The 12353-nt window shown below is 64.6% G+C and carries 11 protein-coding genes; 1 reads left to right on the top strand and 10 read right to left on the bottom strand.

Going from position 1 to position 12353, the window contains the following annotated elements; genetic code table 11:
• Complete coding sequence (pgl, locus tag FB562_RS05470) at nt 1-771, top strand: 6-phosphogluconolactonase (RefSeq protein ID WP_141880220.1); 771 nt, start codon at nt 1-3, stop codon at nt 769-771.
• A 73-nt stretch (nt 772-844) separates the two neighbouring features.
• Here the strand turns inward: pgl and FB562_RS05465 are convergent, their stop codons facing one another.
• From FB562_RS05465 to uvrA, 10 genes are all read right to left on the bottom strand, one after another.
• The gene (locus FB562_RS05465) at nt 845-1204 is read right to left on the bottom strand and encodes an RNA polymerase-binding protein RbpA (RefSeq protein ID WP_141880219.1); all 360 of its coding nucleotides are present in this window, start codon (nt 1202-1204) and stop codon (nt 845-847) included.
• Nucleotides 1205-1216: 12 nt separating this feature from the next.
• On the bottom strand, nt 1217-1468 hold the full coding sequence (gene secG / locus FB562_RS05460; RefSeq protein WP_141880218.1) for a preprotein translocase subunit SecG: 252 nt from the start codon (nt 1466-1468) through the stop codon (nt 1217-1219).
• Between the two features lie 103 nt (nt 1469-1571).
• Complete coding sequence (tpiA, locus tag FB562_RS05455) at nt 1572-2366, bottom strand: triose-phosphate isomerase (RefSeq protein WP_281284310.1); 795 nt, start codon at nt 2364-2366, stop codon at nt 1572-1574.
• Nucleotides 2363-3580 carry a phosphoglycerate kinase gene (locus FB562_RS05450; RefSeq protein ID WP_141880216.1) on the bottom strand — a complete coding sequence of 406 codons (1218 nt, stop codon included), beginning with the start codon at nt 3578-3580 and terminating at the stop codon, nt 2363-2365. The genes tpiA and FB562_RS05450 overlap by 4 nt, the downstream gene beginning before the upstream one ends.
• Before the next feature lie 27 nt (nt 3581-3607).
• Complete coding sequence (gap, locus tag FB562_RS05445; RefSeq protein ID WP_141880215.1) at nt 3608-4612, bottom strand: type I glyceraldehyde-3-phosphate dehydrogenase; 1005 nt, start codon at nt 4610-4612, stop codon at nt 3608-3610.
• Nucleotides 4613-4717: 105 nt separating this feature from the next.
• Nucleotides 4718-5344 (bottom strand): superoxide dismutase, encoded by a 627-nt coding sequence (locus tag FB562_RS05440; RefSeq protein WP_141880214.1) that lies wholly within the window; start codon nt 5342-5344, stop codon nt 4718-4720.
• A 65-nt stretch (nt 5345-5409) separates the two neighbouring features.
• Entirely contained in the window at nt 5410-6390 is a 981-nt protein-coding gene (gene whiA / locus FB562_RS05435; RefSeq protein ID WP_141880213.1) for a DNA-binding protein WhiA, read from the bottom strand.
• A 71-nt stretch (nt 6391-6461) separates the two neighbouring features.
• Nucleotides 6462-7337 carry an RNase adapter RapZ gene (rapZ, locus tag FB562_RS05430; protein WP_141880212.1) on the bottom strand — a complete coding sequence of 292 codons (876 nt, stop codon included), beginning with the start codon at nt 7335-7337 and terminating at the stop codon, nt 6462-6464.
• 41 nt (nt 7338-7378) lie between these two features.
• The gene (uvrC, locus tag FB562_RS05425) at nt 7379-9355 is read right to left on the bottom strand and encodes an excinuclease ABC subunit UvrC (protein ID WP_141880211.1); all 1977 of its coding nucleotides are present in this window, start codon (nt 9353-9355) and stop codon (nt 7379-7381) included.
• A 12-nt stretch (nt 9356-9367) separates the two neighbouring features.
• Nucleotides 9368-12277: an excinuclease ABC subunit UvrA gene (gene uvrA, locus FB562_RS05420; RefSeq protein ID WP_141880210.1), complete on the bottom strand. Its 2910-nt coding sequence runs from the start codon at nt 12275-12277 to the stop codon at nt 9368-9370.
• Nucleotides 12278-12353: the final 76 nt, after the last annotated feature.

Below are 12353 nucleotides of genomic sequence, written 5' to 3'. Positions count from 1 at the left end.
ATGAGCATTCATCGTCAGGTCATCATCCACGAGAGCAAGGATGCGCTCGTCTCCGCAGTGGCGAGCCGATTCATCCGAACTGTCGCACGCATCCAGGCAGAGAAACCTCTCGTCAACGTCGTGCTCACCGGGGGAACCGTCGGAATCGGTATCCTCGCGGGTGTGAACGCCTCGCCCGACCGCGACTCAATCGACTGGGAGCGGATCGCGCTGTGGTGGGGAGACGAGCGCTGGGTGCCGCGCGGCCATGCCGATCGCAACGAACAGCAGGCGCTCGATGCGCTGCTGAGTCACGTCGCCATCCCCGAGCAGAACATCCACACCATGCCCTCCTCCGACGAGGGGATCGAATTGGATGCCGCCGCAGCGCAGTATGCCGCGACCCTTCGTGAGAACGCCGAGGCTGGCGCGGAACTCCCCCACTTCGACGTGACCTTCCTCGGCATGGGGCCGGATGGTCACATCGCGTCCCTGTTCCCGCACCGAGGCGAGCTCGCCGAGGCGAGCTCACCGGTCATCGCCATAAGAGACTCCCCCAAGCCGCCTCCGGAGCGGATCAGTCTCGCGCTCGACACCATCAACAGTTCCGAGCGTGTGTGGCTGGCCCTTGCGGGTACTGACAAGGCCTCACCGCTCGGCTTGGCGCTGGCCGGAGTGAGCCCGAACCTGGTTCCCGCTGCGGGAGTGGAAGGACGGCGACGCACCGTCTTCTTCGTTGATGACGACGCATCCGCTGATGTTCCTCGCGACCTCATCGCCGCCGAGTACTGAGCACATACAGCGCTAAAACAGTAAGGGCCCGGCGAGATCGCCGGGCCCTTACTGCTGCGTTCCTGGGTGCCGCCTATGCGACCGTGCCACGACGTGCGCGAAGCTGGACGAGAGCCTCCTCGAGAAGGGCAACCGCCTCTTCTTCAGTGCGCCGCTCCTTCACATACGCGAGGTGCGTCTTGTACGGCTCGAGCTTCGTGACCTGAGGCGGATTGGCCTGGTCGCGACCAGCGGGAGCGCCGCAGCTGGGGCAGTCGCGCAGCTCGGGGATCTCCTCCGGCTCGATCGTCGCGAGAAAGTACGGGCTCAACTGGTGGCCATTGCCACACCAGTAGTCGACCCGAATGCGTTCGGCCTGGAAGCCGCGGTCCTGTTCGCCCATGGGGCCCGCGCCGACGCGCGAGCCACGGATGGCGCTTCCCCCTGATGCCACGAGAGACTCCTTCTAGATAGCCGAGTCGAACTTGGTGATCAGGCCCAGCACGACGATGCAAGTCAGCCAGATCAGTCCGAGGATGACGGTGAAGCGGTTGAGGTTGCGCTCCGCCACACCCGAAGCGCCAAGGTTTGAGGTGACGCCACCGCCGAACATGTCCGAGAGGCCGCCGCCCCGACCACGGTGCAGCAGGATGAGCAGGGTCAGCAGGAGACTGGTGATACCCAGCACAACCTGGAAGATTACCTGGAGAATTTCCACAACAAGCCTTTCAATGGTGCCTCGTCGCTACGGGGCAGCGCCGATCACGGCACGGGAAGCCGGTGACCAGTATAACCCGGTCGCGGCTCGGACACCCGGAGGATCAGGTTCCGACGTGACTCTGGAACCGCGAGATGCTCGAGAACTCGGCCACATCGAGGCTCGCACCGCCGACGAGCGCGCCGTCGACGTTCGGCTGGCGCATGAAGCCGGCGATGTTGCCCGACTTGACGGAACCGCCGTACAGAATGCGGGTTGCAGCAGCTGCATCCGCCCCGATCGACTCCGCGACCACGGCGCGGAGGGCAGCGGCGACCTGTTCGGCCTGCTCTGGCGTCGCGGCCTGGCCTGAACCGATGGCCCAGACGGGCTCATAGGCGACGACGATATCCGCTCCCGCCCCCACGCCCTCTAGGGCAGCGGTGAGCTGGGCCACAGGAACCGCGCTCGGGCCGTGCTCGGCGAGATCCTCTGCGGTCTCACCGACGCAGATGACGGGAGTGACATCGTACTTGAGCGCAGCCTTCACCTTGGCGGCGACTAACGCGTCATCCTCCATATGGAGCGTGCGGCGCTCGGAGTGACCGATGATCACATATTCGCAGTCGAGTGCCTTCAGGAAGGCCCCGGAGATCTCACCGGTGAATGCCCCGGCGTCATGGGCGGAGACATCCTGAGCTCCGTATTTGACGGGGAGTTTGTCTGCCGCAACGAGGGTCTGCACCGAACGCAGATCTGTGAACGGCGGGAAGACCGCGACCTCGACGCCGTCAAAGTCGAGCCGGGCGTCCTTGAGGCTCCATGCGAGTTTCTGCACGAACGCGATCGACTGCAGGTGATCGAGGTTCATCTTCCAGTTGCCGGCGATGAACGGGACGCGCCCGTTCGCCTTCGTCACTTGTGCCATCCGAGGACCTCCAGTCCGGGCAGGCTCTTGCCTTCGAGGAACTCGAGGCTCGCACCGCCGCCAGTAGAAATATGACCGAACTGCTCATCGGCGAAGCCGAGCGCCCGGACAGCGGCTGCGGAATCTCCGCCGCCGACGACGGAAAGGCCGTCGACCTCAGTGAGTGCGGCGGCCACGGTACGGGTGCCCTCCGCGAACGGCTCCAACTCGAAGACGCCCATCGGGCCGTTCCAGAAGACAGTCGACGAGGAGCGGATGACCTCGGCGAATGCCGCAGCAGTCTCCGGCCCGATGTCGAGGCCGAGACCGGAAGCTCCCCACGGGGTGTCTTCCAACGCATCCGCAGCCTTGACCGCATATTCTGCATCCGCGCCGAACTTGGAGGCGACCACAGCATCCGTCGGCACCACAATCGTGACGCCCAGCCGCTTCGCCTCGTCGAGATAGCCGCGCACGGTCTCGATCTGATCGGTCTCCAGAAGGCTTGATCCCACCTTGTGGCCGAGGGCCGCGAGGAAGGTGAACATCATGCCACCGCCGATCAGCAGAGAATCGACCCTGGGCAGCAGATGCCCGATGACGCCCAGCTTGTCGGACACCTTGGACCCGCCGAGCACGACCGTGTACGGCTTGCTCGGACGCTCCGTGAGGCGGTCGAGGACATCGAGTTCTGCTGCAATGAGCAGGCCGGCTGCGCTCGGCAGCGCCTCTGCGAGCTCGTAGACACTCGCCTGCTTGCGGTGAACGACCCCGAAGCCGTCGGAGACGAACGCATCACCGAAGGCTGCAAGCTTCGCTGCGAACGCGGCGCGTTCGCCGGCGTCCTTGGAGGTCTCTCCCGGGTTGAAGCGCAGGTTCTCGAGGAGCGCCACCCCGCCGGCGTCGAGTGAGGAGACAACGGCTGTCGCCGACTCCCCCACAGTGTCCGTCGCGAAGGCGACAGTACGGCCGAGGAGCTCGCCGAGGCGGGCAGCGACAGGAGCGAGGCTGTACTTCGGCTCCGGAGCGCCGTCAGGGCGTCCGAGGTGCGAGACGACGACGACGCGTGCGCCGGCATCCGTCAGCGCAGTGAGGGTGGCGAGGGACGCGCGGATGCGGCCGTCGTCCGTGATCTGACCGTCCTTGAGAGGAACGTTCAGATCACAGCGGACGACGACCGCCTTGCCGGCAAGATCCCCCAAGGATTCGATCGTGCGAAGAGCCATCGGGTGGGTACCGTTATCGTCTCGTGGTTACAGGCGCTCGGCGACGTACTCGGTGAGGTCGACGAGACGGTTGGAGTAGCCCCACTCGTTGTCGTACCAGCTGCTCAGCTTCACCTGGTCGCCGATGACGCGCAGGAGACCCGCATCGAAGATCGACGAGTGCGCGTCGCCGACGATGTCGCTCGAGACGATCTCGTCCTCGGTGTACTTGAGGATGCCCTTGAGGTAGCCCTCAGCGGCCTCCTTGTACGCGGCCTTGATCTCATCGACCGATACCGGGCGGCTCGCCGTCACGGTGAGGTCGGTGATGGAACCGGTGGGAACCGGGACGCGGAGAGCGAAGCCATCGAGCTTGCCGACGAGCTCAGGCATGACAAGGCCGATCGCCTTCGCCGCACCCGTCGAGGTCGGGACGATGTTGATGGCAGCGGCGCGTGCGCGACGCAGATCGCTGTGCGGGCCATCCTGCAGGTTCTGGTCGGCCGTGTAGGCGTGAACCGTCGTCATGAGACCACGCTCGATACCGAACTTGTCGTTGAAGACCTTCGCAAGGGGGGCGAGGCAGTTGGTGGTGCACGACGCGTTCGAGATGATGTGGTGGTTGGCGGGGTCGTAGTCCTCGTGGTTGACGCCCATGACGAACGTCGCATCCTCGCCTGAAGCGGGAGCCGAGATGAGAACCTTCTTCGCGCCGGCCTCGATGTGCTTGCGCGCACCCTCAGCCTTGGTGAAGAAACCGGTCGACTCGATGACGATGTCAACGCCCAGCTCGCCCCAGGGGAGGTTGGCGGGGTCGCGGTCGGCCAGAACCTTGATGGTCTTGCCGTTGACGATGATGTTGTCACCATCGACCTGGACCGTGGCGTCGAGGCGGCCTGCGACGGAGTCGTACTTGAGCAGGTGGGCAAGGGTCTTCGTGTCGGTGAGGTCGTTGACGGCAACGATCTCAAGATCGCTGCCCTGGGCCAGCGCGGCACGGAAGTAGTTACGGCCAATGCGACCGAAGCCGTTGATGCCGATCTTGACGCTCATGAAACTCCGTTTCTAGTGCACGATTCGTGCGATTTTTCGGGATGGGGATCTTCTCGAATGAGGAGGTGGCGTGCCCGGGAGCCCAGGCCCCGGGCACGATTCACGCTATGACAGTACCAGCAGGCCGTTCGTCTTCTCGTTCGCGGCCTGGAAGCGCTGCTGGACGTTCGCCCAGTCGACGATGTTCCAGAAGGCCTTCACATAGTCGGCACGCACATTGCGGTAGTCAAGGTAGTAGGCGTGCTCCCAGACGTCGAGCATCAGCAACGGAATCGTGCCCGCGGCAAAGTTGCCCTGCTGGTCGAAGAACTGCTGCACGATCAGGTTCTGGCCGATCGAATCCCAGGCAAGAACGGCCCAGCCCGACCCCTGCACGCCGAGAGCGGCAGCCGTGAAGTGCGCCTGGAACTTGTCGAAGGAGCCGAAGTTGTCATCGATCGCGGCAGCCAGCTCGCCGGTCGGCTTGTCTCCGCCGTTCGGCGAGAGGTTCGTCCAGAAAATCGAGTGGTTGACGTGACCACCCAGGTTGAACGCGAGGTCCTTCTGCAGCTTGTTGACATTGGCCAGCTCGCCCTTGTCGCGTGCCTCCGCAAGCTGTGCGAGGGCCGTGTTGGCGCCCGTCACATAGGCCTGGTGGTGCTTGCCGTGGTGAAGCTCCATGATCGCCCCACTGATGCTGGGTTCCAACGCGGCGTAATCGTACTGGAACTCGGGAAGTGTGTATTCAGCCATTTGATTCTCCTTGTGTGAAACCATGGCGCACCGAACAGAGTGCGCTCAGCGGGGATGATCCGAGTCTACGCTTCCTCGTAGTCGGGTGGCAGATTCGCGTCCGTGCCCGGGATTCCCTGCTCGTCTGCAAGCTTGTCTGCCATCGCCAACAGGCGCCTGATCCGACCGGCCACCGCATCCTTCGTCATCGGCGGGTCGGCGTGGTGTCCCAGCTCGTCGAGGCTCGCATCCCGGAACCTCAGACGCAGCTCTCCCGCATACCGGAGGTGTCCGGGGATGTCGTCGCCGAGGATCTCGAGGGCACGCTCGACGCGGGCGCACGCGGCCACCGCGGCCTGGGCCGAACGACGCAGATTGGCGTCATCGAAGTTGACGAGCCGGTTCGCGGTGGCGCGCACCTCACGACGCTGTCGCAGCTCCTCCCAGCTGAGAACCGTGGACTGCGCGCCCATGAGCACGAGCATGGCGCTGATGGCCTCGCCGTCGCGAATGACGACACGGTGCACTCCCCTGACCTCGCGCGCCTTCGCCGCGACACCGAGCCGACCTGCCGCGCCGACGAGCGCCATCGCAGCCTCATTGCCCGGGCAGGTGATCTCGAGCGCCGCCGACCGGCCGGGATCGGTCAACGAGCCGTGGGCGAGGAAGGCTCCGCGCCAGATCGCGGCAAGCTCCTCGCGTGAGCCCGTCGTCAGCTTGTTCGGGAGGCCCCGGATCGGACGCCTCCGGGCATCGAGGAGGCCCGTCTGCCGCGCGAGGGTCTCCCCCGATTCGAGCACGCGCACCAGATACTGGCTCGACTTACGAATGCCGGATGCCGAGATGACCGAGATCTCGCTGCGCACGCCGTAGAGCTCCGCGAGATCCTTGCGGACGCGGCGCGCCAGCTGCGCGGTGTCGAGTTCCGACTCAACCGCGATGCGGCCGGAGATGATGTGCAGGCCCCCGGAGAACCTCAGGATCGTCGAGAGCTCGGCTGCGCGGACCGTGGTCTTGCTCACCTGGATCTTTGCGAGCTCGTCCTTGACATCGGCGGTGAGAGCCACGGTGGGGCTCCTTTCATGGGGTCTGGCGGGGATGATGATGCGAGCGCGGTCGCTCGAAGAAAAGCGAGGGGCTATTCGCGGCCCAGATCACGATGCTTCACGTTGACGGCTATCGACGGTGAAGCCCGGAGCCTGCGTGCGAGCTCCTCAGCGACGGCGACCGAACGGTGCTTGCCGCCGGTGCAGCCGACAGCGATGGTCGCATGCCGCTTGTTCTCGCGCTGGTAGCCGGCGAACACGGGCTGCAATGCGGCGACATAGCCGGTGATGAACTCCTCGGCGCCCTCCTGCGCAAGCACGAAGGAACTCACCTCGGCATCACGCCCGTTGTGCGCCCGCAGTTCAGGGATCCAGAACGGATTGGGAAGGAAACGCATGTCGACCACCAGATCGGCGTCCGCGGGGAGGCCGTACTTGAAGCCGAAACTGACGATCGTGACGCTCAGACCCGGAGTGTTCTCAGCCGAGAACGTGTCGGCGACCGACATCGCCAACTGGTGGATGTTCAGATCCGTCGTGTCGATGACGATGTCGCTGGACTCGCGGATCTCGGCCATTCTGGCGCGCTCCTCCGCTATCCCGTCGAGGAGCGTGCCATCACCCTGCAGAGGGTGCGGGCGACGCACCTGCTCGAAGCGGCGCACGAGCGCAGCATCCGTGGCCTCGAGGAAGATCACGCGCAGATGCGAGGTCATGCGCAGCGATTCGATCATCTCGCTCAGATCGGAGAACAACCGCCCGCCGCGAACGTCGACGATCGCAGCGATGCGGGGCAGATTGCCTCCGGCGCGGTCTGCGAGTTCGGCCAGCGGCCGCAGCATCTGGGGCGGCAGATTGTCGACGACGTACCAGCCCAGATCCTCGAGCGCGTTGCCAACCGTCGTGCGCCCCGCCCCGGACATGCCTGTGACGATCAGCACCTCCTGCTGCTCGCCCGCCTCTGCCATCTGTCGCCCCTGTTCACTAGCCCTGATCTGCTGCCCCAAGCCTACCGAGCCTGCGGACCGGCTGGGTCGCGCAGCCGGCTGTGGATGGTCTCGGCGAGGGCCGGACCGACGCCCTTCACCACCATGATCTCCTCAGCGGACGCCGTGCGGAGCTTCGTCACCGAACCGAAGTGCCGAAGCAGCTCGCGAACACGCGACGGACCGACCCCCGGAATCTCGGAGAGAACAGAGGAGATGTCGCGGCGTCGACGCTGTCGTTGGTAGGTGATCGCGAAGCGATGGGCCTCATCGCGAATCCTCTGGATGAGGAAGAGAGCGTCGCTGTTGCGGGGCAGGATGACCGGATAATCCGAGTCGGGGAGCCAGATCTCTTCAAGGCGCTTGGCGATGCCACACAACTGGATGTCGGTGACGCCCTGTTCTCTCAGCGCACGTGCCGCCGCATTCACCTGTGGCTGACCGCCGTCGACGATCAGCAGATTGGGGCGGTAGGCGAAGCGACGTCGAGGCGGAGCCTGGTCGACCACGGTCTCCTGCGCATCCTGAGCAGTTTCAGAACTCTGCGCGCTGCCAGCCGTACCGGTGCCGAGCGATGGTTCCGTCTCCGCGGCCTCGGCATCATCATCGAGGTGGGAGAGCCTCCGGCTCAGCGTCTGGAAGATCGACTCGGTGTCATCGGTGGACTCGGGGATGCTGAAACGTCGGTACTGGTCTTTTCGCGGCAGGCCGTCTTCGAACACGACCATCGACGCGACGATGTTCGTACCCGACAGATGGGAGACGTCGTAACACTCGATCCGCAGCGGCGCATCGGCCATTCCGAGTGCATCCTGAATGTCGGCGAGGGCCTGGGAACGCGCCACGAAATCGCCGCTGCGACGAGTCTTGTAGAGCACGAGCGCGTTACGGGCATTCGTGTCGACCGTCTGGGCGAGTGCGGCAAGCTCGCCACGCCTCGCCACGGAGAGGGTGACCCGGCCCGTGTGGCCGGCTGACTCCCAGCGGCGAGCGGCAAGCCAGTATTCGAGCTCGGGTGCATCCTCGGGGAGAGCCGGAACGATAACCCGTCTCGGCGGCTCGACGTCATCACCGTAGGCGTTCTGCAGCACCGACTCGACCAGCTCGGGGAGCTCCACATCGAGCTCCTTGTCAACCACCCAACTGTGCACCCCACGGATGCGGCCACCACGCACCACGAACTGCTGCACCGCAGCCGCAAGCTCATCATGAGCGATGCCGATGACATCCGCATCGATGCTGTCGGAGAGAACGACCGCGTTCTTCGTGAGCACGGTCTCGAGCGCGGACCGCTGGTCGCGATACCGCGCAGCGGACTCATAGTCCTGTTCCTCGGCTGCTGTGGTCATCTTCGTAGTCAGCTCGTTGACGTAACGAGTGTCCTGACCGGCCATGAAAGACGCGAAGTCGAGGGCGATCGACTTGTGGTCCTCCTTGCTGACGCGCCCGACACACGGGGCGGCACATTTACCGATGTCACCGAGCAGACACGGGCGCCCAGATCGCTCCGCTCGCTTGTAGGTCGAATCGGTGCAGCTGCGCATCGGGAACGCCTTGAGCATGAGATCGACGGTCTCGCGCAGGGCCCACACCTTCGTGTAGGGGCCGAAATAGCGGGCACCCGTGATGTTCTTGTTACGGGTGACGATGACCCGAGGAACGCTCTCGGCGAGCGTGATCGCGAGATACGGATAAGACTTGTCGTCACGGAACTGCACATTGAACGGAGGATCGAACTCTTTGATCCAGGTGAACTCCAGCTGCAGAGCCTCGAACTCGCTCGCAACAACGGTCCACTCCACGGAGACAGCCGTCGTCACCATCCGCCTGGTGCGCTCATGCAGGCTCTGAAGCGGTGCGAAATAGTTGCTGAGCCTGGCCCGCAGGTTCTTCGCCTTGCCGACGTAGAGAATGCGCTCCGAGGCATCCCGGAATCGGTAAACACCCGGCTGGGTGGGGATCTCCCCCGCCTTCGGACGGTAGCTGACAGTGTCTGCCATGGCGGTGGGTCGCTATCCGGCGGCCCGGGCGCGCTGTGGCCGCTTGCCGCCCGCGGGCTTGGCGGCCAGAACCTCCTTGAGGAACTTGCCGGTGTGGCTCTTGCGCGAGCGCGCGACGTCTTCGGGCGTTCCGGTTGCGATGATCTGGCCACCGCCCGAGCCGCCCTCAGACCCGAGGTCGATGACCCAGTCGGCCGACTTGATGACGTCGAGATTGTGTTCGATGACGACGACGGTGTTGCCCTTGTCTACGAGCCCATTGAGCACGAGCAACAGCTTGCGAACGTCTTCGAAGTGCAGCCCGGTCGTGGGCTCATCGAGCACGTAGATGCTGCGACCGTTCGAGCGTCGTTGAAGCTCCGTGGCGAGTTTGACGCGTTGCGCCTCGCCGCCCGAGAGCGTCGTCGCGCTCTGGCCGAGGCGAACATAGCCCAGCCCGACCTCGACGAGGGTGAGCAGATATCGGTGGATGGCACCGATCGCCTCGAAGAACTCGGCAGCCTCGCTGATGGGCATGTCGAGCACTTCAGCGATGTTCTTGCCCTTGTAGTGCACCGAAAGGGTGTCGCGGTTGTACCGCGCTCCCCCGCACACCTCGCAGGTGACGTAGACGTCGGGCAGGAAGTTCATCTCGATCTTGATGGTGCCATCACCCGAGCAGTTCTCGCAGCGTCCGCCCTTGACGTTGAAGCTGAAGCGCCCGGGGAGGTAGCCCCGCGCCTTCGCCTCGGCCGTCTCGGAGAAGAGGGTGCGGATGCGATCGAAGACGCCGGTATAGGTGGCCGGATTCGAGCGCGGCGTGCGGCCGATCGGTGCCTGATCGACGTGGACCACCTTGTCGAGGCTCTCGAGCCCCCTGACGCGGGTGTGCTTGCCGGGGATCTGGCGAGCCCCGTTCAACTCGTTGGCGAGCACCTTGTAGAGGATGTCGTTGATGAGCGACGACTTGCCGGAACCGCTGACGCCGGTGACCGCGGTGAAGGTACCCAGGGGAATGCTCGCATCGACACTGCGCAGATTGTTGGCGCGCGCACCCTCGATCGTGAGCATCCGCTCGGGATCACTGGGTCGGCGCGTGCTCGGCGTGGCGATCGACTGGCGGCCGGAGAGATAGTCGCCCGTGATCGATTGCGGGTTCGTCAGCAGCGCCTCGTAGGACCCGGAGTGCACGACCTTGCCCCCGTGCTCGCCCGCGCCGGGGCCGATGTCGACGACCCAGTCGGCAGTGCGGATGGTGTCTTCGTCGTGCTCGACGACGATGAGGGTGTTGCCGAGGTTCTTGAGCTTGACCAGGGTGTCGATGAGGCGACGGTTGTCGCGCTGGTGCAGGCCGATGCTGGGCTCGTCGAGCACGTACAGAACGCCGGTGAGACCCGAGCCGATCTGGGTGGCCAGACGGATGCGCTGGGCCTCACCGCCGGAGAGGGAACCCGCCGAGCGCGCCAGGTTGAGATAGCTCAGCCCGACCTCGAGGAGGAACTCGAGACGGGCGCGGATCTCGCGGAGCACCGCGGCAGCAATACGAGCCTCACGCTCCGTGAGCTCAAGCTCGTTCATGAAGGCGAAGGTGTCGACGAGGCTCAGCTCGCAGACATCCGCAATGCTCTGCTCGTGCACCGTGACGGCAAGGACCTCGGGCTTCAGCCGTTTGCCATTACACACCGCGCACGGGATCTCGCGGAGGTAGCTCGCATAGCGTTGGCGGGCAGAATCGGTCTCGGCCTCGAGGTACTTGCGCTCGATATAGGGAATGACGCCCTCGAAGCCGGTCGTGTACTTCATCTCGCGACCGAAGCGGTTCTTCCAACGCACACTCACCTGGAAGTCATGACCGCGCAGGATCGACTCGCGAACCTCATCCGGAAGCTCGCCCCACGGGGTGTCGAGGGAGAAGTCGAGATCGCGTGCGAGGCCCTCGAGGAGCCTCTGGAAGTAGTTGTAGAGGCCCTTGCCGCCCTGAGTCCACGGCAGTACGACGCCCTCGGAGAGGCTCAGCTCGGGATCGCCGAGAAGAAGCTCAGAGTCGACCGCCATGCGGGTGCCGAGCCCGGAGCATTCGGGGCAGGCACCGAAGGGTGCGTTGAAGGAGAAGGTGCGGGGCTCGACCTCGGTGAGTTGCACGGGGTGCCCGTTCGGGCAGGACAGCTTCTCGGAGAAGTTGCGCCAGGCGCTGTCGCCGGTCTCATCGATGAAGTTGATGGAGACGAGGCCGTCGGTGAGTCGGAGAGCCGTCTCGAGGGAGTCGGTGAGGCGGGTGAGGATGTCGTCAGCAGCGACGAGGCGGTCGACGATGACCGCGATATCGTGCTTGACCTGCTTCTTGAGCGTGGGAGGGGAGCTCAGTTGGATCTGCTCACCATCGACGATCGCCCGGGAATACCCCGAGGCTGCCAACTCCTTGAAGAGGTCGACGAACTCGCCCTTCTTCTGCGAGATGACCGGGCTGACCACCTGGTAACGGGTACCGGTCTCCAGCGTCATCAACTGGTCGGCGATCTGCTGGACGGTCTGACGCTCGATCTTCTCGCCGCAGACCGGGCAGTGCGGGATGCCGATGCGCGCCCAGAGGAGGCGCATGTAGTCGTAGATCTCGGTGATCGTGCCGACCGTGGACCGGGGGTTGCGGTTGGTCGACTTCTGGTCGATCGAGACCGCCGGGCTCAAGCCCTCGATGAAGTCGACGTCGGGGCGATCCACCTGGCCGAGGAACTGGCGGGCGTAGGCCGAGAGCGACTCGACGTACCGTCGCTGGCCTTCGGCAAAGATCGTGTCGAAGGCGAGAGAGGACTTGCCTGAGCCGGAAAGACCCGTGAAGACGACGAGCGAGTCACGAGGGACTTCGAGGTCGACATTGCGGAGATTGTGCACACGAGCGCCACGAACGCTCAGCTTGGCGGGGGAATCAACCGGGGAAATGGTCACTGGGGTGAGTCTACGTTCTCTTGGTGTTCGAATGTCTGTTCTAGTCTATTACGCAGAATCTCGGATGTGGCTGAAC

It is taken from the genome of Homoserinimonas aerilata (assembly GCF_006716125.1).
In the GTDB taxonomy this organism is placed as follows: domain Bacteria; phylum Actinomycetota; class Actinomycetes; order Actinomycetales; family Microbacteriaceae; genus Homoserinimonas; species Homoserinimonas aerilata.
The sequence above is the reverse complement of the archived record's forward strand: the minus strand, read 5'-3'. Positions and strand labels throughout refer to the sequence as shown.